Source organism: Priestia sp. 179-F W1.4 NHS (assembly GCF_045369295.1).
Classification (GTDB): Bacteria; Bacillota; Bacilli; order Bacillales; family Bacillaceae_H; genus Priestia; species Priestia zanthoxyli.
This window is the reverse complement of sequence record NZ_JBIQFF010000002.1, coordinates 842,248-866,701: the sequence shown is the minus strand read 5'-3', so window position 1 is coordinate 866,701 and position 24,454 is coordinate 842,248. Positions and strand designations below refer to the sequence as shown.

At 37.9% G+C, this 24,454-nt stretch carries 26 protein-coding genes; 13 read left to right on the top strand and 13 right to left on the bottom strand.

The window, feature by feature from the left end; genetic code table 11:
- The first annotated feature begins 1 nt into the window (after position 1).
- Positions 2-247, top strand: a complete 246-nt coding sequence (locus ACH0CI_RS14875; RefSeq protein WP_168760382.1) for a ferredoxin — start codon at positions 2-4, stop codon at positions 245-247.
- Positions 248-360: 113 nt separating this feature from the next.
- On the opposite strand, the gene hxlB is transcribed toward ACH0CI_RS14875, so the two are convergent.
- The 3 genes from hxlB to hxlR form a co-directional block, all read right to left on the bottom strand.
- Positions 361-918: a 6-phospho-3-hexuloisomerase gene (hxlB, locus tag ACH0CI_RS14870; protein ID WP_335708122.1), complete on the bottom strand. Its 558-nt coding sequence runs from the start codon at positions 916-918 to the stop codon at positions 361-363.
- Positions 919-928: 10 nt separating this feature from the next.
- Positions 929-1,558 (bottom strand): 3-hexulose-6-phosphate synthase, encoded by a 630-nt coding sequence (gene hxlA, locus ACH0CI_RS14865; protein WP_013055599.1) that lies wholly within the window; start codon positions 1,556-1,558, stop codon positions 929-931.
- A 268-nt stretch (positions 1,559-1,826) separates the two neighbouring features.
- Entirely contained in the window at positions 1,827-2,192 is a 366-nt protein-coding gene (hxlR, locus tag ACH0CI_RS14860) for a transcriptional activator HxlR (RefSeq protein ID WP_028412158.1), read from the bottom strand.
- 261 nt (positions 2,193-2,453) lie between these two features.
- On the opposite strand from hxlR, the gene ACH0CI_RS14855 reads away from it, so the two are divergent.
- Together ACH0CI_RS14855 and ACH0CI_RS14850 are read left to right on the top strand one after the other, a co-directional pair.
- Complete coding sequence (locus tag ACH0CI_RS14855) at positions 2,454-3,038, top strand: hypothetical protein (protein ID WP_033578155.1); 585 nt, start codon at positions 2,454-2,456, stop codon at positions 3,036-3,038.
- A gap of 16 nt (positions 3,039-3,054) precedes the next feature.
- On the top strand, positions 3,055-3,378 hold the full coding sequence (locus ACH0CI_RS14850; RefSeq protein ID WP_013081917.1) for a DUF3243 domain-containing protein: 324 nt from the start codon (positions 3,055-3,057) through the stop codon (positions 3,376-3,378).
- A 43-nt stretch (positions 3,379-3,421) separates the two neighbouring features.
- Here ACH0CI_RS14850 and ACH0CI_RS14845 read toward each other — a convergent pair whose 3' ends face one another.
- Genes ACH0CI_RS14845 through ACH0CI_RS14835 form a run of 3 tightly spaced genes read right to left on the bottom strand, consistent with a single transcriptional unit; the run spans position 3,422 to position 5,817 of the window.
- The gene (locus ACH0CI_RS14845; RefSeq protein WP_013081918.1) at positions 3,422-3,607 is read right to left on the bottom strand and encodes a FeoB-associated Cys-rich membrane protein; all 186 of its coding nucleotides are present in this window, start codon (positions 3,605-3,607) and stop codon (positions 3,422-3,424) included.
- Positions 3,608-3,622: 15 nt separating this feature from the next.
- Complete coding sequence (gene feoB / locus ACH0CI_RS14840) at positions 3,623-5,593, bottom strand: ferrous iron transport protein B (RefSeq protein WP_033578156.1); 1,971 nt, start codon at positions 5,591-5,593, stop codon at positions 3,623-3,625.
- Positions 5,590-5,817 (bottom strand): FeoA family protein, encoded by a 228-nt coding sequence (locus ACH0CI_RS14835; RefSeq protein ID WP_025749730.1) that lies wholly within the window; start codon positions 5,815-5,817, stop codon positions 5,590-5,592. Before ACH0CI_RS14835 ends, feoB begins: the two co-directional genes overlap by 4 nt.
- A gap of 178 nt (positions 5,818-5,995) precedes the next feature.
- Between ACH0CI_RS14835 and ACH0CI_RS14830 the strand changes: the two genes are divergently transcribed.
- The 3 genes from ACH0CI_RS14830 (at position 5,996) to ACH0CI_RS14820 (ending at position 10,039) form a co-directional block, all read left to right on the top strand.
- Entirely contained in the window at positions 5,996-6,481 is a 486-nt protein-coding gene (locus ACH0CI_RS14830; protein ID WP_080754381.1) for a GNAT family N-acetyltransferase, read from the top strand.
- Positions 6,482-6,672: 191 nt separating this feature from the next.
- Entirely contained in the window at positions 6,673-9,090 is a 2,418-nt protein-coding gene (locus tag ACH0CI_RS14825; protein ID WP_034269637.1) for a YhgE/Pip domain-containing protein, read from the top strand.
- Positions 9,091-9,187: 97 nt separating this feature from the next.
- On the top strand, positions 9,188-10,039 hold the full coding sequence (locus tag ACH0CI_RS14820; RefSeq protein WP_028412163.1) for a class I SAM-dependent methyltransferase: 852 nt from the start codon (positions 9,188-9,190) through the stop codon (positions 10,037-10,039).
- A gap of 58 nt (positions 10,040-10,097) precedes the next feature.
- Here the strand turns inward: ACH0CI_RS14820 and rpoN are convergent, their stop codons facing one another.
- Both rpoN and ACH0CI_RS14810 read right to left on the bottom strand, forming a co-directional pair.
- A complete protein-coding gene (gene rpoN / locus ACH0CI_RS14815; RefSeq protein WP_406901732.1) occupies positions 10,098-11,432 on the bottom strand; it encodes an RNA polymerase factor sigma-54 in 1,335 nt (444 codons plus the stop codon).
- Positions 11,433-11,645: 213 nt separating this feature from the next.
- Entirely contained in the window at positions 11,646-11,993 is a 348-nt protein-coding gene (locus ACH0CI_RS14810) for a winged helix-turn-helix transcriptional regulator (protein ID WP_406901731.1), read from the bottom strand.
- A gap of 163 nt (positions 11,994-12,156) precedes the next feature.
- Here ACH0CI_RS14810 and ACH0CI_RS14805 point away from each other — a divergent pair, with 163 nt between their 5' ends.
- A complete protein-coding gene (locus ACH0CI_RS14805) occupies positions 12,157-13,140 on the top strand; it encodes a zinc-binding dehydrogenase (protein WP_033578159.1) in 984 nt (327 codons plus the stop codon).
- A gap of 119 nt (positions 13,141-13,259) precedes the next feature.
- Here ACH0CI_RS14805 and ACH0CI_RS14800 read toward each other — a convergent pair whose 3' ends face one another.
- Together ACH0CI_RS14800 and ACH0CI_RS14795 are read right to left on the bottom strand one after the other, a co-directional pair.
- Complete coding sequence (locus tag ACH0CI_RS14800) at positions 13,260-15,044, bottom strand: ABC transporter ATP-binding protein (protein ID WP_335708130.1); 1,785 nt, start codon at positions 15,042-15,044, stop codon at positions 13,260-13,262.
- Between the two features lie 16 nt (positions 15,045-15,060).
- Entirely contained in the window at positions 15,061-16,803 is a 1,743-nt protein-coding gene (locus ACH0CI_RS14795; protein ID WP_406901730.1) for an ABC transporter ATP-binding protein, read from the bottom strand.
- A gap of 126 nt (positions 16,804-16,929) precedes the next feature.
- Between ACH0CI_RS14795 and ACH0CI_RS14790 the strand changes: the two genes are divergently transcribed.
- Positions 16,930-17,415 carry a DUF6985 domain-containing protein gene (locus ACH0CI_RS14790; RefSeq protein WP_028412168.1) on the top strand — a complete coding sequence of 162 codons (486 nt, stop codon included), beginning with the start codon at positions 16,930-16,932 and terminating at the stop codon, positions 17,413-17,415.
- Between the two features lie 40 nt (positions 17,416-17,455).
- Here the strand turns inward: ACH0CI_RS14790 and ACH0CI_RS14785 are convergent, their stop codons facing one another.
- On the bottom strand, positions 17,456-19,006 hold the full coding sequence (locus tag ACH0CI_RS14785) for a solute symporter family protein (protein ID WP_335708456.1): 1,551 nt from the start codon (positions 19,004-19,006) through the stop codon (positions 17,456-17,458).
- Positions 19,007-19,022: 16 nt separating this feature from the next.
- A complete protein-coding gene (locus tag ACH0CI_RS14780) occupies positions 19,023-19,358 on the bottom strand; it encodes a DUF485 domain-containing protein (RefSeq protein ID WP_033579473.1) in 336 nt (111 codons plus the stop codon).
- Between the two features lie 498 nt (positions 19,359-19,856).
- On the opposite strand from ACH0CI_RS14780, the gene ACH0CI_RS14775 reads away from it, so the two are divergent.
- The 4 genes from ACH0CI_RS14775 to ACH0CI_RS14760 all read left to right on the top strand — a co-directional run bounded on the left by ACH0CI_RS14775 (position 19,857) and on the right by ACH0CI_RS14760 (position 22,880).
- Positions 19,857-20,165 (top strand): hypothetical protein, encoded by a 309-nt coding sequence (locus tag ACH0CI_RS14775; protein ID WP_034269656.1) that lies wholly within the window; start codon positions 19,857-19,859, stop codon positions 20,163-20,165.
- Between the two features lie 217 nt (positions 20,166-20,382).
- Complete coding sequence (locus ACH0CI_RS14770; protein WP_028412172.1) at positions 20,383-21,138, top strand: IclR family transcriptional regulator; 756 nt, start codon at positions 20,383-20,385, stop codon at positions 21,136-21,138.
- A gap of 31 nt (positions 21,139-21,169) precedes the next feature.
- Positions 21,170-21,997 (top strand): aldo/keto reductase, encoded by an 828-nt coding sequence (locus ACH0CI_RS14765; RefSeq protein ID WP_335708469.1) that lies wholly within the window; start codon positions 21,170-21,172, stop codon positions 21,995-21,997.
- A 121-nt stretch (positions 21,998-22,118) separates the two neighbouring features.
- Positions 22,119-22,880, top strand: a complete 762-nt coding sequence (locus ACH0CI_RS14760) for an SDR family oxidoreductase (RefSeq protein ID WP_335708468.1) — start codon at positions 22,119-22,121, stop codon at positions 22,878-22,880.
- A 93-nt stretch (positions 22,881-22,973) separates the two neighbouring features.
- On the opposite strand, the gene ACH0CI_RS14755 is transcribed toward ACH0CI_RS14760, so the two are convergent.
- The gene (locus ACH0CI_RS14755) at positions 22,974-23,429 is read right to left on the bottom strand and encodes a MarR family winged helix-turn-helix transcriptional regulator (RefSeq protein WP_025749716.1); all 456 of its coding nucleotides are present in this window, start codon (positions 23,427-23,429) and stop codon (positions 22,974-22,976) included.
- A 352-nt stretch (positions 23,430-23,781) separates the two neighbouring features.
- On the opposite strand from ACH0CI_RS14755, the gene ACH0CI_RS14750 reads away from it, so the two are divergent.
- Positions 23,782-24,420: a biotin/lipoyl-containing protein gene (locus tag ACH0CI_RS14750; RefSeq protein ID WP_028412179.1), complete on the top strand. Its 639-nt coding sequence runs from the start codon at positions 23,782-23,784 to the stop codon at positions 24,418-24,420.
- Positions 24,421-24,454: the final 34 nt, after the last annotated feature.

Here is a 24,454-nt window from a genome sequence, read left to right as displayed (position 1 = left end):
TATGGCTTTTACGATAGTAGATAAGGAAACATGTATTGCTTGCGGAGCATGTGGAGGGAGTGCGCCAGATCTTTATGATTATGATTCAGAAGGTCTTGCTTATGCCGTATTAGATAACAACGAAGGAACAAAAGAAGTTCCTGAACATCAGCAAGATGAGATGATGGAAGCGTACGAAGGGTGTCCAACAGACTCGATTAAAGTTGCAGAGCAGCCGTTTTATGGAGATGCAGCAAAATTCGAATAGGGCTTTTGAAAAAATAAATAATGATAAAGTACATTTAGTTATCTGATAAGTGAATATTTGGTTATATAGAAAGTTCCAAAACAAAAAAGGTCTTGCCTAGGCAAGACCTTTTTCTACTCTAAATTTGCATGCTTTCCGTACATCGTATGAGTATCAAGTTCTTTCTTCTCCATGAAGCGAAGAATCAGCGCATCGTAAAAAAGAAGAAGCGTTTGTTCAAACAGTGACGCCATAGGCTGTACGGTTTGATAACTGCTTTGTTCTTGATCCTTCGGAGCGCCGGGCAGCTTCACGATGAAGTCAGCCAGCTTGCCAAGCGTGGAATCGGGGGAAATCGTGACTACTCCAACTTTTCCTCCAAGTTCTTTTGCTTTTTGAGCAATAGGAATCAAGCTCTTCGTTTCGCCAGAACCTGATCCGATGATTAATAAATCATCCTGCGTGAAAGTGGACGTCACGGTTTCTCCAATGACATAAGCATCAATGCCCATATGCATCATACGCATAGCAAACGACTTGCCCATAAAACCTGAACGGCCTGCTCCTGTGACAAACACTTTTTTAGATGAGATGATGCCATTTACAAGCTGTTCAGCTTCATCGTCAGCGATTAGAGCTGTTGTTTGTAAAAGCTCATTCATAACCGTTTTTAAATGTTCGCTCGTCTGCATAGAAAGCTCCTTAATTTGTAATAAGCTCTTTCATTTGAGAAGCAACTGATTTTTTATCATCTTGGCTCGTGATGCCTCCGCCAACGATAACAAGATCAGGCTGTGCTTTTACTACTTCAGGTAAAGATTCTAATTTAATGCCGCCAGCAACGGCTGTTTTTGCATTTTTTACAACGCTTTTGATTGTTACTAAATCTTCAAAAGAGTTTTGACCAACTGCTTGAAGATCGTATCCTGTGTGTACGCAGATATAGTCAACGCCAAATTCGTCTAGCTCTTTTGCGCGTCCTTTAATATCTTTTACACCAATCATATCGACTAGAATTTTTTTACCTTGTTTTTTCGCTTCTTCAACTGCACCTTTAATTGACATATCTTCAGCCACACCTAAGATGGTAATGATGTCTGCTCCAGCTTGAGAAGCTTGCTGTACTTCATAACCAGCTGCATCCATGATTTTTAGGTCAGCTAATACTTTTAAATTAGGAAATGCTTCTTTAATTTCTTTAACGGCGCGAAGCCCTTCATTGATTACAACAGGTGTACCGATTTCCACGATATCAATATGTTCTTCAACTTCTTTTACTACCTCTTTTGCTTGAGAAATATTAACAAGATCTAATGCTAATTGTAATTCCATTCTACTCCACTCCTTACAGAAATCTATAGATACCTTTTGTGCCTTTTTACATAAAAAGCAGCTGGTGTAGTTATTGTACCCGCAGTTTGAGGTTCTTAAAAGTACGCACTTTTCCCACAAATAGTGTGGGGAATGATAGTATACAGAAGTATACTAATGGACATATCAGTCTTGTAACCGCTTAATTTTTATTAAAAATGCGGATGATATTGAGTAATATCATCCGCATAAAAAAATAAAAACTATGGAATAGAAGGATTCGTTTCCATCATTTAATTAACGTTTCTGCCTTTTGTTCTTGATTGACCAGCACTGTATCACGATAATTTTTACCCCAATCGTACATGGCTGTCAAAATAGGCATTAAACTTTCTCCTTCTTTTGTAAGTGAGTATTCGACTTTAGGTGGTACGACAGGATAAACTTTACGGTTAACAATTAGATCTTCTTCCAGTTCCCGCAGCTGGTTAACCAGCATGCGCGGCGTAATATCAGGAATAAGCGATTTTAGTTCCCCGAACCGTTTTGTTCCTTCACGTCCTAAGTGCCATAGTATCAGCATCTTCCATTTTCCGCCGATAATAGCAAGCGTTAATTCTTTTTCACAGTTAAATTCCTTATTAAGCTGGCTCAATTGTTTCACCCCTATGACCAATAGTATAAAATTTCTTTTACAGTACTTCTTATTATACCGGTGCTGACAATCCTTTTACAAAAATCCGGCTTGTATCTTTCCATTAAAAAATTTAGCTTTTTTTACTATATAGTTATTCTTGACTAGTGAGATATAAAAGGTGGCCTTTAGTCATGTTTTTTATTTTTAACGAATTCAATTGTTTAAATATAAAAAAAGATGGGAAATCACTCAATAACGATGCTAAAGGAGGCAGTAAAAATGGAAAGAAACCGATCTGAATTACAAAACCCTGCTTTAAGCAACAGCGCAGGCATCAACAACGATGTAGGAATTAATAACAATCCACAGACAGCTAATAGCACTGCTGCTGTTAGCACCACGGGGAAAAGCTACAGCAGCAAGCTAGTAAAAGGTGTTGTTGTCGGGGCAGTTGTAGGTGGATGTATAACATTACTTGATAATAAAACTCGCTCATCTGTTAAAAGAAGAGCCGTTACATTAAAGGACTCTTCTGCAAACATGATTAATCAAGTAAAAGAGAACCCTCAAGAAACAAAAGAAAAAATGGTGCAGCAAATGAAAAATGCATCGAATCTTTTAAAAGATGCAATTAATGATGCCAAACATTTGTACGAGCGTGTAAATGAAGATTTCTTTAAGCAAGCAGAAGATGTGAAAAGCGTTACGCATGATGCAAAATCAACGGTAGAAGATGCTAAAAGTGATTTACAGCAAATTGGTGAAAAAGTGAAAGATGCAACTTCTGAAATAAGTAAGGAAAAGATGACGCCGGACGAAAAACCAGAATCTGAGCGTGAAAGAACATATCAGTCTATTCACTAAGAAGGAGATGTTAACTGTGAGTCAAATGAATGAAGGAACTACAAAAGACATGAATAAAATTGAAGAAACGGTAGATAATTTAGGGACGGAGAAAAAAGAAGCAATTTTGCAGAATTTTGATACGTTTACTGATTATTTAACTCAAAAAGTTCATGTCGGTAAAAAGCTCGGGTTAAATGAGGAACAATTAGCAGCTGCTACAAAAAAAGTGGCTAGCTATTTAGCCAAAAATGAGGAGCCTCGAAACCGAGAAGAAAAAGTCCTTCATGAGTTATGGAAAGTCAGCAGTGAAGAGGAAAAGGAAGTCCTTTCTCATCTCATTTTAAAACTAGTTGCGTAACATTAAAAAAGCATCCCGTCTATCAGGATGCTTTTTTAATGTATTAAGATGATTGATTTTGAGCCTCTTGAATCGTTTTATCCCAGTCAATACCGCAATCATCCGTTGCACAAGAAGATTGCTGTGCGCAGCTTGCACATTTTCCCTGAGTACTCTTGCGGAAGAATTTTGTCATATGATAAAGGGCATACCCAAAAATCAAAACCCCAATTAAAATGTTAATAATCAATGTTATTCACTCCTTTTAAGAAAAACCAAGTACTTTTCCAATAGTGTGTACAAGCAAAGCTACGAGATAAGCGACAACCAAAGGGTAGGCCACAGCAAATGCTGTCCATTTTAATGAGCCGGTTTCTCGTCGAATAACAGCGACGGTTGCTAGACACGGAACGTAAAGAAGAACAAACACCATAAACGTATAGGCTGTTAGCGGTGTAAAGAATGTCTTCATTGTGTCGCCAAGCTGTCCTTCTTGTACTTTATAAATGATGCTCATAGTTGAAACAACCACTTCTTTCGCTAGGAACCCTGTAATCAGTGATGCTACAGCTTGCCATGTCGCAAAACCTAAAGGGATAAATAGAGGAGCGATAGCACCTCCAATAATAGCCATAAAGCTATTTTCCATATCTACTCCAAAACCGCCAGGGCCAGCGTAAGATGATAGCCAGATAAATACAGAGCCAGCTAAAATAACCGTACCTGCTTTTCGGACGAAATTTCGGCCTTTTTCCCACGTGCTTCTCCAAAGAGTCTTGGCTTGAGGTACGCGGTAAGGAGGAAGTTCAACAATAAAAGTTGATTGTTCGTCTTTAAGAAGCGTTACTGATAAAATTTTCGTTACAACAAGTGCTAAAATAATGCCAAGCAAGTACATAGAAAACACCACAGCTGCTCCGTTTTGCACAAAAAACGCACCTACAAACAAAGCGTATACAGGAAGACGTGCTGAGCAGCTCATAAATGGATTGACTAAAATGGTCATAAGGCGCTCTTTTCGCTGTTCAATTGTACGCGCGGCCATAATCCCCGGTACGTTACATCCAAAGCTAATAATCATCGGAATAAATGCTTTTCCGTTCAAACCAAAAAATTCCATTATACGATCCATTACTACAGCAATTCGAGCCATGTATCCTGAATCTTCAAGCAGTGAAATGAAAAAGAACAGGACAAAAATTTGTGGTACAAATACCAGTACGCCGCCTACTCCTGCAATAATGCCATCCACAATTAAATCATGAATAAATGGAGCAGCACCAGCTGCATTTAAAAGAGAATCAGCGCCTTCACTAAGCGTTCCGCCAAAGAAGCCGTCCAGTTTATCAGAAAGCGGAACGCCAATCCAAGTAAACGTAATATTAAAAATCAAATACATTAAGCCAAGAAAAATAGGGAGACCAAGCCACTTATGCGTCACAATTCGATCGATTCGATCCGTGAAGGTTAAAGGTGTTTCGCTGCCCTTTATGATACACTCGCTCGAAATGCGTTCAATAAATGCTGTACGCACGTCGAAGAAATGCTCGCTAAGCGGCTTGTTTATTTTTTGTGCAGCGGCTTTTCGCAGCTCAAGCAGCTCTGAGTAACTCGCTTTTTCTTTTAATGTTGATTCGATTACGCTATTTTCCGCTAAGAATTGAATGGCAATCCATCTGCTGACGTCCGCTTTTGTTTGAATCATATGAATTGCTTGTTCAGCGGTTTCCCCATAATTTAATTGAAATGAAGGGGCTTTTAAATCTTGCTTCAAAGTAGAGAGCAGCTCATTAATTCCTTTTCCATTACGGGCAATAATCGCTGAAACCGGAATATGTAATGATTTGCTAAGCTTCTCCAAATTAAAAGTCAATCCGCGTTTTTCCGCTACATCAATCATATTTAAGCCGATTACTAATGGCTTTCCATATTCCAATGCTTGAATAGTGAGATGCATGCTTCTTTCAAACTGAGAAGCGTCTACAATATTCAGCATACTGTTAAATTCTCCGGTTAACAAAAAGTTAGTTACCACTGCTTCATCTGAAGAAAGAGGAGTAAAGTCATACACACCCGGCAAATCAACCAGCTGGCTGTTTTGCTTTTTAATAGATCCAACTTTCTTTTCAACGGTTACACCGCTCCAGTTTCCTACGTATTCATAGGAATCTGTTAATATATTGAATAAAGAAGTTTTTCCTGTGTTTGGATTTCCTAAAAGTGCAATTGTACTCATGCTGTCTCAACCTCAATTTTGGCCGCATCGCGTTTTCGGATGCTAATCATTTGACCTTGACATTCAATAATACAAGGTCCTCCTAAGATGGTTTTTTGCTTCATGCATAGTTCGCAGCCTTTTTTTACTCCAAAAGAAAGAAGGCGGCGTTCTAATGATCTATCTAAAAATTCAATGTTTTTAACTTTTACTTTGTCGCCAATACTCACGGTAGTTAAATTCATCATTCAGCACTCCTGTTAATGATAATCATTTTCAATTTGTATCTATCTCGATTATACATAAGGTTCTAAAATCAATCAATGCTTCTAGAGCGTTACAATTAAAAATATATATTTATAACTATATTTTTCAGGTGAAATTATGTACGATTTTAGCAGTAAATTGTCAGGAGGGATGTGAGTGGAGGTAATCATTCGCAAAATGAGAAAAGAAGATATTACGTCTGTTCAATACGTCGCAAAGATGAGTTGGTATGATACATATGAAGGAATTATTCCTAGAAGCGTTCAGAATCGGTTTCTTTCAGAAGCATACTCCAATAAAAGGCTGCTGTGGCGCTTGCGTAATTCGTTCATTTATGTAGCAACTATTGATGAGAAAATCGTAGGATACGCTAACTTTTTCCGACTACAAAACAGAGGGGAAATAGAACTAGGATCTATCTATATACTTCCTGCTTATCAAGGAAAAGGAATCGGTTCGCAATTGTTAGAAAAAGGAATGAAGCGCTCGAAGGAATTAAAAATCGTTTACATTAACGTAGAAAGAGAAAACGGAATAGGCCGTGCATTTTATCAATCAAAAGGTTTCCAGCTTGTGGATGAATTTGATGATGAATTTGACGGGCATTTATTAAGAACGATACGAATGAAACTCATGATTTAAGCCTGATATTTAGTGTGAACGTTATCTTAAAAAGCTGATTTTAAACTTTCTGCTAAAATCAGCTTTTAATTACAGAATAACGATTGACCTTATTCTTGTGAATATGGTAACATTAATCAGAACTTCATGACCGAAAATGTTTTTCGGTCAAACAGTCAGGCGGAAGTAAGGATTATTGGAGGCTAAAAAACATGAATATGATTAAAGGAGAATGGAAAAAAATCTTTTCCAAACCAATGACTATTGTTGTGATTTGCGGATTGTTATTTGTTCCATTACTTTATAATGTCATCTTTTTATCTGCTTACTGGGATCCATATGGAAAAACAGATCAAATTCCAGTTGCAGTGGTAAATGAAGATAAAGGTGCTACGTTAGATGGAAAGAAATTGAATGTCGGTCGTGATTTTGTTGATGATTTAAAGAAAAACGATAAATTTGACTGGAAATTTACGAACAAAGAAAAAGCGTTAGAAGGCTTAAAGAACGAAGACTACTATCTAGTTTTAGAAATTCCAAAGAATTTCTCTAAAAATGCAACAACATTAATGGATGAGAATCCTAAAAAAATGAAATTTATCTACCATACAAATGCCGGAAAGAACTATTCAGGCGCTCAAATTAGCTCAAATGCAGTAGCTAAAATCAATGATCAGATTAAAGAAGCAGTCACAAAGCAGTATGCTGAAACGGTATTTGACAGCTTTAAGCAAGTAGCGGACGGTCTTCAAAAAGCAAGTGACGGTGCAGGAGAGCTAGAAGATGGCTCGAAAACGCTGCGAGATAACATGAAGAAACTAGCAGACAGCACGGTTACGTTTGAAGACGGTACAGCTAAATTGGCAAATGGATTAGCAGATGCACGAAAAGGAGCAACTGATCTAAATGCCGGTGCAGCTAAGCTACTAAACGGTGCGGACACAATTAATGAAAACTTAGGCAGCCTAAACAGCGGTTTAGGGAAGCTAGAAAGTGGAAGCGGACAGCTTTATGCGGCTTCTAAAGAACTTGAAACAGGTGCAGGAAAGCTTAGCACTGGGTTGGGAAAACTACAAGACGGAACTGAAAAACTGCAAGGTGGGACCAAAAAACTCCAAGATGCTACAAAGCAACTTAATGAAGGAACAAAAACACTTCAAGGGAAACTACCGCAGTTCACAAGCGGCTTAAATCAAGTAGATGCTGAAGTGAGCAATGTTACGCAGCAAATTAATCAAGCGGAACAGGAAATCACTCAGATTAAACAGCAGGTAGACTCAAAAAAGGCGGAGTTTGAACAGCAGCAGCAAGCTCTCATTGACAGCATTAACAGCAACGAATCTATTCCCGATGAGCAAAAACAAACGCTGATTGCAGGAATTAAAAAGCTAACGTCTCAGCAGTTTATGGATGAACAGCAGCAAAAAGCAGAGCAGCTAAAAGCAAAAGTAGATAAAGTGCAAGAGTTATCAGCAGCGCTTCAAAAGCTGTCTAAAGGCGGAGAAGATATTCAAAGCGCCATTAATAAAATTGCTGACGGTCAAAATCAGTTGTACAATGGTCAAACTCAGTTATACAACGCACAGACTCAGTTATACAATGGTCAAACTCAATTATATAACGGTGCTGTTAAACTAGCAGACGGTGAAAAGCAGTTCAACAGCAAATTTGCAGAGCTAAACAGCGGTATAGCTGACGCTCATACAGGAGCTGGAAAGCTTGCTGACGGACAGCAGCAACTTGTGGATGGACTTAAAAAATCTGAACAAGGAAGCGCAGCGCTAGCAAATGGTTTAACGCAGCTAGAAAACGGGGCAACCAAATTAGCAAATGGTTCTAAAGAGTTAACAAATGGTTCATCCAAACTATATGACGGTTCATCTAAATTATCAGATGGAACAAGCGAGCTTCATTCATCTTTAGCGGACGGTGCAAAAGATGCAAAAGATGTTAAAGCAGATGATAAAACATACAGCATGTTTTCAAATCCAACGGATTTAAAATCAGATAAACAAAATAACGTAGATAAGTACGGTGTCGGATTAGCTCCATACATCTTATGTATTGGCTTGTTTGCGGGAACATTAATGTTTTCAGCGGTGTACCCAATGAAAGAGCCATCAATTCGACCGACATCAGGTATTTCGTGGTTCTTAAGTAAGTTTAGTGTCATCACTATTGTAGGTATGCTGCAAGCAGCGATTGCTGTTACAGCTCTTCTTTGGGGCTTGCATTTAAACGTAACAAGCATTTGGCACTTCTATATCTTTACCATGATTACAGGTGTAACGTTCTTTACACTGATCTTGTTCTTAACAACAGGGTTAGGAAAAGTAGGGCAGTATTTAGCCTTTATTATTCTGCTGCTTCAAATTGGCGGCAGTGCAGGTACATTCCCTAAAGCACTTGTGCCAGAATTCTTCCAGGCAATCAATCCATACTTGCCTATGACCTATGCAATTCGCGGTTTCCGTGAAATTATTTCAATTGGTGATGATTTCGGCTATGTATGGCATCAGGCTGGCGTACTTGGAATCTTTGCAGCAATCTTCATCACTCTTTCATTGATAATGTTTTATATCAATGCCAGAAAAGAGAAGCATCACACAGAGGAAGAGGCAGCAGCCTAATTTAACTAATAGAAAAAGAGAGTTCCAGTTTAAAAAGGAACTCTCTTTTTCTTTATGTTAGTATAGGTTTACGTGTAAAAGAGGGGAATGTGAATGCATGCAGCTTACAAAATTTGCGGTGTATGAAAGTGATCGTGTGAAAAAGTGGCAGGAAGGGCTGAAAGAATGGGACGGTTCAATATCGGAACGGATGATAAATGACAAAGCGGAAGATGAATTTTGGCAGCAATATCTAGAAAAAATGTCTTTTGATTCAGAAAACGATCCTGTAGTGAAACAGCTTCAGCAAGAACTTCTTGCTTTTTTGAATCCAAGTGACTCTGTCATGGAAATTGGCCCTGGGTGGGGAAATTATACGTTTTCAATTGCGGATTATGTAAAAGAACTTACGTGTATGGATTGTTCGCCAAGCATCATCCGCTACTTACAAAAACAATCAAATGCCCGCTCTAATCTAAAGTTCATAGAAGGTAAATGGGAGTATGAGCGTCTAACAGATAACTATGACGTGGTAGTAGGAATAAACTGTTTTTACCGTATGCATAACATTGTCGATGGTCTCTTAAATATGAATGATTCGGCTAATCGTTTGGCGGTTATTGGCATGTCAGCGGGTCCAGAAAAGCCTCATTACGTAGAGTTACATAGAAAACTTGGGTACGAGATTAAATGGCGTCGTAAGGAATATATTGACTTACTAAATATTTTATATGAACTTGGTATTTACGCAGATTGTAAGCTAGTTCCTATAACCAAAACGGTAACGTATGAGACGTACGAAGATCTCATCAAGAAGAACTCGACAAAGCTGCTTTCGAAAGATGTTGACAAATTAGAAACTGAGAAGATTATTTTACAGCATGTAAAGAAAATAAATGACACATATGAATATACGTATCAATATCATATGGCTTTTATTTATTGGAAACCGATAAAAAGAACCCGTTGATTTTTGTTCAACGGGTTCTTTTTAGTAGTGATAAAGCTGTAATTTAGAATAAATAATATTAAAATCGTCGCCGCTTAGAAGAACTTTCAATTCCAGCTTCTTCACGGTATTTAGCTACTGTTCTCCTTGAAATTTGAATTCCTTCGCTGGAAAGAAGAGACATGAGCTTTTGATCTGAAAGAGGTTTTAATTTATTTTCTTCGGCAATTAATGTTTTAATTTTCTCTTTTATAAAGGCGGTAGAATTGCTTTGTTCGCCATCGGTTCTCTCTAAAGAATTAGTGAAAAAGTATTTTAGTTCAAACAGTCCGCGCGGCGTTTGAATATACTTTCCGTTAGTTGCACGGCTTACCGTTGATTCGTGACAGTCTACTTTTTGAGCAATATCTTTTAAGGTAAGCGGCTTTAGCCCCGAAATACCCATTTCAAAAAAATCTTGCTGATGTTCTACAATGGCTTTAGACACATTGTAAATCGTCGCATTACGCTGCTCAATACTATTAATTAGCCAAGTAGCTTCATGGATTTTTTCCTGTACGTATCGATCGGTTGTTACGCATGCAGAGTGATGAACCAGTTTTTGGTAGGTGCTGTTAATCTCGATGGGCGGAAGCAGCTCGCTATGAAGAATAACATGATAGCGGCCGTCTATTTTTTGTACCGTTACATCAGGCGAAATGTACTTCGTAAGCGGAACATAGAAATCTCCTGCTGGACGAGGATTCAATGTCCGCAAGCAGTCAACAATTTCTTGTACTTCGCGCATTGAAATAGAGTATTTTTTTGAAATGTTCCGATATTTTTTGTTAGCAATATCTTCAATATCGTGTTTCACCACATCATATAAAAGAGGAGGCTTTGACTTTTTGGCCTTAATTTGAATAAGCAGTGAATCGACAAAGTTTTGAGCGCCCACTCCGATTGGATCAAAGCTTTGTAAAACGTGAATCATATCGTTGACTTCGTCAATTGAAACGTTAAGCAGTTCGGCTGCCAATTTTGGTTCAATTGCTAAAAAGCCGTTTTTATTTAAGTTTCCAATTAGAAATTGAACGATGTGTTTTTGCTGTGAGTGTAAATGATTTAGCATAGACAGCTGCTCTAATAAATGGCTCTCTAATGTCACAGTTTGATCGGATATATAATTAAACGGATTATACTCGTCATCGGTGTGACCTTTTGAATATGAACGCTGTTCTCGAGTGTTAAATGAATTTTTTTGCTGAGAATCGCCAGCAGACAGTTTAATTACAGGATTTTCATTGACTTGCTCATGAAGATAATGAACTAAATCGGCCGTAGAATAATTTAAAATGTTGATAGACTGACGTAATTCAGGTGTCATGGCCAATTTTAATAGTTGTTTTTGAGATAAATCTAAACCTAATTGCATCATTGAATCACCTATCATTCTTGAGTTTTATTTCGACAATTCTGGCTGCATCGTTCGACATCATCATATATGAAAATGCGAAAGAATTCTATAGTGTTGTCAGATGTTCTTACACAAGGGCGACTCATAAGAAAGAGTAGGGAAATAGATAAAACAACCGAATAGCTCTTCCCAGCAGCTATTCGGTTATTTTAACAAAGCTGCTAGGAGAACTTAGCTGCAATTTGGGGTGTTTCCCATTCTTCTATCTCCCCATGCGCACATCATATTTAAAATTTCTCGTAAGGTTTCGCCTTCTTCACTGAGTGAGTACTCTACTTTAGGAGGAACTTCATTGTATACTTTTCTATTAACTACACCGTCTTTTTCTAATTCTTTTAGCTGTTGAGACAGCATTTTTTTAGTAATAGCAGGCATAGCTCGCTGAAGTTCGCTAAAACGTTTTTCGTCTTCTTTTAAGAGGCATAAAATAACGACTTTCCATTTCCCGCCGATTACTTCAAGTGTTGCTTCAACAGGTACATTATAGTGGGGTGCTTTCACCGCTAATCCTCCATTCATAAACAGATATGAAATATGGATATAATAATTTAATATCCATAGACCTAGGTTACCGGGAAGGTACCTGGTTACATGAAAGTGCCGTCTTTTGTAAACAACATGTATTTATTATACTGAAAAAGAACTTTTAATTGAAGGAAGAAATGTAAAAGGGGAGATCTTGATGAAAGCTTTACTGCTAGAAGGCAAAGGGAAAGTAAGTGAGATGAAAGTCGGAAATATCCAAAAGCCGCATCCAGCTAAAGGTGAAATTTTAGTTAAAATTAAAGCTACTGCCTTGAACCCTGTAGATTATAAAACAGGAAACGGCGGTAATCCCAGTTGGACATACCCTCACGTATTAGGACTTGATTCAGCTGGCGTTGTCGAGGAAGTGGGAGAAGAAGTCACAACTGTCAAAATCGGAGACCGCGTTGTATATCATAGCGATTTATCAAAAAAAGGCGGGTTTGCACAGTACGGAGTGACAACAGCTCATACGGTTTCCCTTATTCCACAAGGAGTTTCATTTGAAGACGCTGCAGCTATTCCATGTGCGGGGTATACAGCATATCAAGCATTGTTTCACAAAATGAACGCTTCAAAAGGACAAACGATTTTAATTCACGCAGGTGCTGGAGGGGTTGGAGGGTTTGCCATTCAGCTTGCTAAAAATGCAGGTCTTACAGTGCTTACAACCGCATCTTCTGCCAATCATGAGTTTGTAAAAAGTTTAGGTGCTGACTATGCAATCGACTACCGTAAAGAAGATTTTGTGAAAAAAGTGCTGGAGCTTACCGATGGACTCGGTGTAGATTTAGTCTTGGATACAGTCGGGCGTAACAATGCAGACGAGTCGGTAAAGGCTCTTGCTTTTAATGGTCAAATTGCATTTATCGCAGGACCTCCTAATGTAAATGATGCGATTTCGTTTGCGCATCCACTATCGTTTCATCAAGTTGCATTAGGAAGCGTACATCAGTCTAACAACGTAAAAGAACAGCAAAAACTTGCGGAGATGGGAAATAAAATGCTTTTGCTTTTACAAGAAAATAAGCTGAATGCTCTTGTGGAAAAAGTCATTTCACTAGACGAAGTGCCGGCAGCTTTAGATGAACTGGCGACTCGTCGAGTAAAAGGGAAAATTGTAGCTGTGATAGATAAATGATAGAGCGAAAAAGAGCTTGAGACAAAAGTATTTTAGTTGAAGTAAAAAACGAACTATTGATCAATAGTTCGTTTTCTCGTCTTTAGATTGGATTGGGTTAAGTTATGTTCCAGCCTCTTTTAAATCGTAAACTGCTGCGTATAGAGCTTGTGGTAAAAACCTTGTTTCTCTAATAGCTCGTGATGATTTCCTTTTTCAATAATCTGTCCGTCTTTTAAGACAAGAATTTGATTTGCATTTTCAATCGTTTTGAGGCGGTGGGCAATTACAAAGCTTGTTTTTCCTTTTAATAGATTACTCATTCCTTTTTGAATATCAATTTCTGTTTTTGTATCAATATTGGAAGTAGCTTCGTCTAAAATTAAAATATCACAGTCAGAGAGCATGGCTCGGGCAATCGATAAGAGTTGCTTTTGACCTTCACTTAAATTTCCTCCACCGGCTGAAATCACGGTATCGTATTGCTGCGGCAGGTGCTTGATAAAAGAATGAGCATTTGCCATTTTTGCTGCGCTTTTCACTTCTTCATCGCTGGCATCTAACCGGCCGAATCGAATGTTATCCGCAATCGTACCGGAAAATAAATAGGTATCCTGAAGAACAATGCCAATTCGATTTCGTAAATCATGGATGTTATAGTCACTGATGGAACGGCCGTCAATTTTAATGTCTCCGTTTGCGATGTCATAAAATCGTGTGAGCAAGTTAATGATTGTTGTTTTACCAGAACCTGTAGGACCGACCAAAGCAACCATTTCACCTTTTTTTGCTGTAAGTGTAACATTTTTTAAAATCATTTTTTCGTCAGTATAGCCAAATGATACGTTCTCAAAAGCAACGTCTCCTGCAAATTTTGTAACAGAAAGAGCGTTTGGCTTGTTTGTGACGTCCGGCTGCTCATCCATAATCGCAAACACGCGCTCTGCGCCGGCAATAGCCGAAAGAATAGTGTTTACTAAGTTTGCCATTTGACTGATTGGGCGAGAGAACTGACGTGAGTAGTTAACAAATGAAGCGATCATTCCAACTGTAACGCTACCTTGAACAGCCATAAATGCTCCTGCTCCAATCACTAGTGCTAAGCCTAAGTTGTTAATAAAGTTTGTGACAGGACCTAAAAAGCCTGAAAATGTTTCTGCTTTTGTTGCTGAACTTCTCAGCTGTTCATTTCGTTCATTAAAAACAGTTAAAAAATCTTTTTCCTTACTAAAAAGCGTAACAACTTCTCCTCCAGAGATTGCTTCTTCTACAAAGCCGTTTAGCTCACCTAAGTCTTTTTGGCGTTTGACAAAATTTTCACTGCTTCGTTTTAATATTTGTCGAACGATTATAACCATTAATGGAATAACAATCAGTGTGATAATGGCAAGAATCCAGTTGAGCGAGAACATCGCAATGGTAATACCGACTAGAGATAAAATAGAGGACAGAGCCTGAATAACGCTTTGACTCAGAGCGTTATTCAGGTTATCAATATCATTCGTAACCCGGCTCATTAACTCTCCGTGAGCTCGCTTATCAAAAAAGCGAAGAGAGAGAGTTTGAAGCTTTGCAAATAAATCTTGGCGGAGCATTCCGATGGTCGTAAACGAAACGTTTACCATTAAATAGGTTTGCAGCCATGTTAACAAAGATGTCGTAATGTAAATTCCTGCAAGAGTGAGTGACATTCGTATCGTTCCGCTGATATCTTTGGGAATAATATGCTGGTCAATAATAACCCCAATTAAATAAGGGCCCAATAAATTAAGCAGGGAAGTCACAATAACTAAGATGATCGCAGCCACAAGCGGAGGCTTTCGTTTTCCCATATATGACCAGATTCTATATAGTGTTTTTTTCGCATTCTTTGGCTTCACTACAGGACCCTTCATCATGCCTCTAGGGCCGCGAATAGAGCTCATTTGATTTTTACCTTGATTATTCACTAGGCAACACCTCTTTTCCGCCTTGTGCTAGATAAATGTCGTAATAAAGAGAGTGGTGACGAAGCAATTCTTCATGAGTCCCTTGTTCAGCAATTTTGCCTTCATCCATGACGATAATATGATCAGCGTGAAGAAGAGACGAAATTTTAGACGCAATAATAATGACGGTCGCATCGGAAAACTCTTCTTTTAAATGTGTTAGTACCTGCGCTTCTGAGACAGCATCCAACGCGGAAGTTGCATCATCAATGACCAATATAGCAGGCTTTCTAACAAATGCACGCGCGATTGAAAGACGCTGCTTTTGCCCTCCTGATAAGTTGGTTGCTCCTCGCGTTAAAGGATACTCATATTTTTCTGGGAGTTTTTCAATAAACTCCGTTGCGCATGCAAAAGCTGCAGCATCTTCAATTTCTGAGGAAGAAGCATGATCGTTTCCCATTCGAATATTCATATCAATCGTTCCGGTAAACAGCGTAGCTTTTTGAGGAATAAACCCAATGGATGAGCGAAGCTCTTTTACGTCATAGTTTGTCAGGTTTTTTCCATCTACAAAAATTTCGCCGCCATCAGGATCATATAAGCGCGAAATAAGTTTTGCAAGCGTCGATTTTCCGCTTCCAGTAGAGCCGATAATGCCAATAGTTTCCCCGTGTTTAGCAGTAAATGAAATATCTTTTAATACGTTTTCTCCATTTTTACTGTAGCTGTATGTAACGTTTTGAAACGATAGATCACCTTTAAGCCTGTTGATTTGAGCAGCAGAGTTTGCTGGAAGAATGTCTATTTTTGTTTTTAAAACAGAATCGATTCGTTCAGCTGAAGGGAATGCACGTGTAATTTGCATCAGCACCATGCTGCTTGACATAAGTCCGTTTAAAATAATCGTTAAGTAATTAATAAAAGCTAAAATCACACCTGCTTCAATTTTTCCTGCTTCAACTTGAAGTCCACCCAGCCATAGAGTAGCTACCATGCCGATATTTACTACAAATAAAATAACGGGCATTAAAAGCGAAATAAGCTGAACAGCACTCATATTAGCTTGCGTCAAGGAGCTGTTTGCTTCTTTAAACTGATTGATTTCATATGATTCTCTTACATACGCTTTTACTACGCGCATCCCTGATAAATTTTCTTGGACTTTTGTGTTTACACGATCAACGCTTCGCTGAACTTTTTTGAAAAGTTTTCCGGCTTTCGTGATCACAAACCAAATGCATAAAAATAAAATAGGGACGACCACGACGATAATAGGAAACAAAGAACGAGCGGTTAATAACACGATCACAATACTTCCTGCAAAAAGTAAAGGTCCTCTAACTAATACTTTTAGCGTCATATTCAATGCGTTTTGAACACTCGTTACATCATTTGTCATGACAGTGATTAAGTGACCAGTCCCTAGTTTATCTCTGTTACTGTTTGAGAGGTTTTCAATCTTTTCAAAAAGCGATTTTCGAATATCGGTAGAAAAATTTACTGCTGCTTTTGTGCTAAGGATGGCGCAGACGATACCAGCAGCTAAGCCAATGATTGCTAACATAAGCATAAGGATACTTCGGGTGATAACATATGTTTGATTGTTGTTTGCAATGCCATAATCAATGATATGCTGCATAATAGTAGGCTGAAGAAGGTCAGCTAACACTTCAATGACCATCAATAGCGGGGCAAACAGCGCGAGCCATTTGTAAGGTTTTAAGTAAGGGTATAAAGATTTAATTGTATTCACACATTGTGGCACTCCTTTCTGTAAAAAATATGGTAACATAGAATAAGTTTAGAAGTTTGTTTCAAGCACCATTTATTATACGCCAATGCAAGCAGAAATCCACTTTTTGAGAGGGTCAGGTATGCAATGAATCAAACATTACGAGTACATCATCCACTTTTTGGATCTTTGTTATATGACTCGGCCTGGGTTGGAGAAAAACAGGTCACTTTCTTTGGACAACAACAACATGTGTTGCTGACAATTGATGGAGATAAAGAGAAGCCATTTCAAAAACGGCAAGAAGAGGCTTTTCAAGCATTTTGGCTTCAAAGCGAATTATTGTTAAAGAGGACGGAAAAAGCTCTTTTTGATTATTATCAACAGGTGCGAGATGAATACAGAACTCAAGTTGAAAAAGACGTGGTAGACTTATTAGTTCCGAATGTAAAAAAGCGAAAAGACATCGGTTTTTTAGTTGAGTGTATTCAAATCTTTGTTCCTGAAGCACCCCATGATACAAGAGAAGTTGGTTTGTTTTTTGAATGTACGTGGGAAGAAGAGCATATGTTAGCTGTAAAGTTTAGAAATGAACAAATTGCCGCTATTGGCTTACAAGAAGATTTATTCTAGTAAAAAGCCTTGAAGCAACCTGCTTCAAGGCTTTTTGGCATTAATGTTTGACAGGCTCTTCGATTCCCATACCTGTATTTGCTTTTACTAAAATCTCATCAAATTTCTTTTCGTCTGCTTTTTTAGACGAAAGAAGTGTTCCTATAAAAGCAGCTAAGAAGCCTAGAGGAATGGAGATAATACCAGGGTTTGTTAATGTGATGAGCGGCTCACCTACAAAGATAGCAGCTCCAGGCTCAGGTGCCCACACGTTTGGACTAATGGCAACTAAAAACAGTGAGCTGAATAGTCCAACCAGCATGCCAGTGACTGCTCCTGCTGTATTAAAACGTTTCCAAAAAATAGTAAGAAGAATAATTGGCAAGTTAGCGCTCGCTGCTACGGCAAATGCAAGTGCAACTAAAAATGCTACGTTCATGTTTTGAGCAAATAATGCAAGAATAATAGATAGAATGGATACCCCAATAGAAGCCCATCGTGCAGCCACTACCTGTTCTTTTTCAGTTGCAGCCCCTTTACGGAGAATATGACTATAAAAGTCGTGAGCGAATGCTGAAGCTGCTGAGAGCACCAGCCCAGCTACAACAGCTAAAATCGTAGCAAAAGCTACAGCTGAGACAAACGCAAAGAGAAAGTCTCCGCCAAGAACTTGAGCGAGCAGGGGAGCTGCCATGTTTCCTGCTGCATTTGCTTTGATAATATCATCGTACCCTACGAATGCAGCAGCACCGAACCCTAAAAAGATTGTCATAATGTAAAAAACGCCAATGATCCACGTTGCATAAATAACAGACTTTCGTGCGGTGATGGCATCTTTTACTGTAAAGAAACGAATAAGGATATGAGGAAGGCCTGCTGTACCAAGAACAAGAGCTAAATTCAACGAAATCATGTCCAGCGGATTTTTGAATTTATTTCCTGGATTTAAAAATCCGTCGCCAAGAGGAGTTGCGGTTTTCATCTCAGAAAACATTTTAGCAAAGCTAAAATCAAATTTTGAAAATACAATAATGGAAATAATGAACGTACCAATCATCAGAAGCAAGGCTTTGACAATCTGCACCCAGCTGGTCGCCGTCATGCCTCCAAATACAACGTAAACCGTCATCAACACGCCGACAATCAAGACAGAATACACGTAATCTAGACCAAGTAATAAATGAATTAATGCTCCTGCTCCAACAAGCTGCGCAATCATATAAAAAATAGAAATGGTGATCGTGTTTAATGCGGCAACTCCCCGCACTTTCTTTTCGTTAAAACGAGCTGCTATCATATCTGCCATCGTGTACTTTCCTAAGTTGCGAAGTGGTTCAGCTACAATGTATAACACGACGAGATAGGCAACTAAAAAGCCGATGCTGTAAAAAAAACCGTCAAATCCAGAAAGCGCTACCATTCCAGCTATGCCTAAAAATGACGCAGCAGACATATAATCTCCGGCAATCGCCATGCCGTTTTGCCAGCCGGTTAAACTTCCATCTGCTGTATAAAAGTCACTGGTCGTTTTTGTCCGCTTGGATGCCGTATACGTAATGATTAGCGTAAGACCTACAATAGCTAAAAAAAGTGAGAAAGCTAGTACGTTCATTCATTTAACCCCCTATTCAATTTGCAGCTTCTTTTTTTATCGTGTCAACAAGTTCATCAAATTTCGAGGCTCTTTTTGTGTATAAAATGCATAGGGCCCAAGTCATCACAAACTGTGCAAAAGCAAATACCCACGCCCAAGTCATAGAAGCAAAAGCTGGTTTGTTTAAGACGGTTGTGTAAGCCGTTAAAATAGGCAAGGTAAAATAAAAAGCAAGAAAAAACAGAGAGAGCGGTAAAATAAAATTGCGTTTTTGTTTCAAAAGCTTTTGAAATGAAGCAGACTGTACAATTTCTGTGTAATCAGGAGAGGAAGAAGCATTGTTTACCTTCTTTAAAGAATTTTCATTCATCGCCAAGCGGAATTCCCCCTTTGATAATAAATAGATGAAGCGAAAAGCTTCATATCACTTGAATTATATTATTTTCGGAATAAAAAGTAAATTCTGTCTTTTTGTGAGAATGGTAACTGTGTAGGTTTTTTAATATACTGAAGGTTCGTAATAAATGCATACTGACATAATAAAAAAAGAACAACATTTAATACAAAGGAAAAATCATTCGCAAAAGAAATGTTGAAATTAATCCTTAGTCTCTTATATATATAAGGCTTTTCTTTATTATTTAAACATTATTTGTTTGTTTGATCTTTTGAAAAAGAAAAGAAGATGATGATAAAATCATAAGCACACAATAATGCTTAGAGAGGAAACAGGTTGAGAAAATAAGCTATTATTTAGAGATGGTTATAAATAGACAAGATATTATGAAAGATTTCTATATGAATGATATTTTTTCTTTATAGTAAACAAACAATGTGACTACTTATATAAAAGAGAAAAGGTGAAATAATGGCATTTGGAATCAAACGTCCGGAACTAAACGCATGGAAAGCAGCTGTTAAGCGAGGAGAGATCGCATTTTTAACTCATTACTGGCTCGATGAGCGTTTTCCACACGCAACTACCGTAACAAAAGTAGGTTGCAGTGACTTAAATAAGCTGATTAAGTGGGGAGAAAAGTATGGTATTCCCGCTAAGTATATTGATAATCGATCCGGCTATCCTCATTTCGATTTACTAGGCGAGCGTCAGAAAGAAATTATGAAAAAGGAAAATCAGCTGGAGCAGCTGAAGCGATTTGAAGAAGTTAACGAATGAAAAGCAAAGTTAACTTTAAAAAACTGTAAAAAAATTCTATTGTTACGACTTTTTTTATGTTTAAATAGAAAAAACAGTGGAATAGATTAAGAAGAACAATTACGTTATGTATTCTCTTATATAGGGAAAATAACTTAGTTTAGTTTCCTTATTTGATACGATAAAGAGCTTTGTTTTATAATAAAATTGTTGTTCGGATAAAAGGAGGAAGAAGGGCATGTCCGAGGTTGGAACTTTAAAAAAAGGATTAGATATCTTCTCTTTGCTTTTAAACCGTCCGAATATGACTATTCCGGAAATGATGGAAGCGCTTGGTTTTAATAAGAGTACGATGTATCGTCTTGTGAGCACACTTGAACAAAACGGATTTATTGTAAGAAACCCGTCTAACCGCTATACGGTTTCACCACAACTGGTGCTGGCACTCGTACAAAATACGATGCATACGAACTATGAAATGAATTGGCTCTCTGTTCCAGCTATGCAGAAGCTGAGTGAAGAGACCAATGAGACCATTTACGCGGGAATTCTCCATCATAAACAGATGGTTACAACTCAGGTGGTGAACGGGCAATATAGCACTCGTACGCATTCCGAAGTAGGAAATAAAAAGCCGCTTCATGCAAATGCTATTGGAAAGTGTATTCTTGCTTATCAAGAGGACAGCGTGCAAAAATCTATTCTTCACGAACTTTCGCTTGAAGCTTATACAGATCGAACGATCACCGAGCTGGACGAGCTGGAAGCTGACTTAGCTTTAAGTAAGGAAAGAGGATATGCTGTCGATGATGAAGAACGGGAGCCTGGCGTTCGCTGTATTGCAGCCCCTATTTTCAGAAAAGGAAAAATAATGGCAGCTATTGCTTTATCAGGTCCATCCGTTCGTATTTCAGAAGAGAAAGACGAAGAACATGCTGCACTTGTTAAACAGTGCGCAGAACAAATTTCACAAGCAATTACTCTTTACGAATAATTCAACAGTAAAAAAGGGGATGAACAGCAACATGGAAAACTTACAGTCAACAACGACCTTAGCAAACGGCGTTAAAATGCCGTGGTTAGGTTTAGGTGTTTATAAAGTAGAAGATGGTCAAGAAGTGGTAGATTCAGTTAAATATGCAATCAAAGCTGGATACAAAAGCATTGATACGGCTAAAATTTATGAAAATGAAGAAGGCGTGGGACAAGCGATTAAAGAATCAGGTGTTTCTCGCGAAGAACTATTTGTTACATCAAAAGTGTGGAATGCAGATCAAGGATATGACACAACTCTTCAAGCGTTTGAAACAAGCTTAAACAAGCTAGGTCTTGAATATTTAGATTTATACTTAATTCACTGGCCGGTTGAAGGTAAGTACAAAGATACGTGGAAAGCACTTGAAAAGCTTTATAAAGACGGGAAGATTCGTGCAATCGGCGTATCGAATTTCCAAGTGCATCATCTAGAAGACTTAATTGCAGATGCAGAAGTTAAGCCGATGGTAAACCAAATCGAATTTCATCCACTTTTAACACAAACAGAAGTGCGTGAATACTGCAAAAAACAAGGAATCCAAGTGGAAGCATGGTCACCGCTTGCACAAGGTGAGCTGCTTGATAACGAAGTGTTAACTCAAATTGCTGAAAAGCACGGAAAATCAACTGCTCAAGTTATCTTACGTTGGGACTTACAAAACGAAGTAGTAACGATTCCTAAGTCAACAAAAGAACATCGTATTATCCAAAATGCAGACGTATTTGATTTTGAATTAAATGTAGAAGAAGTTGAAAAAATTAACGCATTAAATCAAAATCATCGCGTAGGTCCAGATCCAGATAACTTTGATTTTTAATGTTAAATTAAGACTAAAACGTCTTGTAAGATAAATAATAAACAAAGCGCTATTGTCATTCATGCAGTAGCGCTTTGTTTATTAATTAGGAAATGTGATGGTTGAACGAGGAGGAAAAGTAATGAAAATGTTAGGAAACACTATTTTAATTACGGGCGGAGCGTCTGGAATTGGATTGGCGCTTGCAGAACGTTTTTTAAAGGAAGGAAATGAAGTTATTATTTGTGGAAGAAGGGAATCAAAGCTGCAAGAAGCAAAAGAAAGATTCCCTTCGTTACATACAAAAGTGTGCGACGTATCAATAGAAGAAAGCAGAGTAGAGCTGGTAAAATGGGCGACTGAAAGGTTCCCGAAATTAAATGTTATTGTGAATAATGCAGGCATTCAGCAGCGCGTAAATCTTTTACACATGCACGAAGAGTGGCAGTATTACGAAAAAGAACTAATGAGTAATGTAAGTGCTCCTATTCATTTAACTTCGCTATTGATTCCTCATTTCGTTCAACAAGAACGTGCTGCGGTTATTAACGTAACGTCGGGGCTGTCTTTAACACCTGGAGCATGGGTGCCAATTTACAGCGCAACAAAAGCGGCGTTAAGGTCGTTTACGATTAGTTTAAGACATCAAGTAGAAGAAACAAATACCGAAGTGATAGAAATTCTTCCTCCAGCCGTGAACACGGATTTAGGAGGACCGGGACTTCATACATTTGGAGCACCGCTTGATGACTTTGCTGATTCAATATTTGAAGAACTGAAAAAAGGCAAAATCGAAATTTGCTATGGAGACAGCGCTAAAAGGCTTCATGCTTCTAAAGAAGAAATTGAGAAAGCTACAGCACAGGCTTGGAGGGGATTTTTAAAGAACAATCCTGAATTTTAAAGGCAGAAAGCAAAAAGGTTTCTAAAGCCTTCAATGGTAGTGGGTCATAAAAAGCGTGTGTCCATAAAATAAATGGACACACGCTTTTTATCATTAACGATCTACCGTTTGTCTAATTCGTTTTTCCATTTTCTCAAGCATGCGGAGGTACTCATCCTGTTCTTCAGGAGTTAGAGCAAAAAGCATGTCTTGCCAAAATAAATTTCGCTGCTCAATTACATAGTTCACTAATGTTTCGCCAGCCTCCGTTAAGGATATCCATACAATTCGGCGGTCTTTTTGGTCACGTACGCGCTTAATGAGTGCATCATCTTCTAATTGATTTAATAAAATGGTAGTAGCCCCAGAGGTTAGCTTTAGATTTGAAGAAATTTCGGCTACCATACGTTTAGAGCTGATTCCAATGAATTTTAGAATTAAAAATTTTGTAATGGTCAAATTATAGGGCTGCTCACTGATTTTATCTTCCAAGAGCTTTCGCTTGAGTTCAAATAATGAGGTTTTAACTTGGTCAAGTTTTTCTAGTTTATCTATTAACTGCTGATCCATCATAATCACCTTTTCTTTATCATTATAGGTGTTAAACAATTGCTGCTAGTTACCTATTGTGGTTTATGTATATAGGGAGTCTGTTCCAAAAAAAGGAGCTGTTTTTGTGTATAACCCTATGCTTATATATCTAACTTTAAAGTAAAGTAAAGTACTTGTAAAGAAACCAAAACTTTTAAGTTGTATTTCAGTTAAAGATGTAGTAAAGTATTCAGTCGGGAAAACTTTATGAAACATAAATGTTTAGTTTTAAAAATAAATTAAAATCAAAGTTATTTACAACTAAATATCTTTGTGATAAAGTTATCTAGCGTAATACTTAACTGAATGAAATATTAAGGAGGTAAAATAAATGTCAAGAGGGCGTTTAATTTTAATGAACTTTATCGGAATTATTGTAGTATTAGCTTTAATTATTGGTGGAGGATACTATTATATTCAAAAATCTAATTATGTATCCACAGACAATGCAAAAGTATCGGGCGATCTTTATACAGTAGTAGCGCCAGCGGCAGGTAAAGTAGCAAGCTGGAATATTGAAGAAGGTAAAGATGTTTCAAAAGACGATGAGGTAGCTAAAATCCAATCAGAAGATGGAGAAAAAACAGTTACAGTACCAGAGGATGGTAAAATCATCAAAACACAGGTAAAAGAAAATCAAATGGTTCAAGCTGGTCAACAAATTGCTAGCGAAGTAGATATGAATAACTTATTCATCATTGCAAACATTAAAGAAGACAAATTAAAAGATATTGAAGCTGGCGATGACGTTGATGTAACAGTTGACGGAGATACTAAAACAACAATCGATGGAAAAGTAGAAGAAATCGGTTATGCAACAAACTCAATTTTCTCATTAATGCCAAGCTCTAATTCAGACGGCAACTATACGAAAGTATCACAAACAGTTCCTGTTAAAATCTCTATTTCTAACTACTCTGAAAACGTACTACCAGGTATGAACGCAGAAGTTAAAATCTCTAAAAACTAAGAACGTACATGATTAAGAAGAGAAGAAAGGAGGA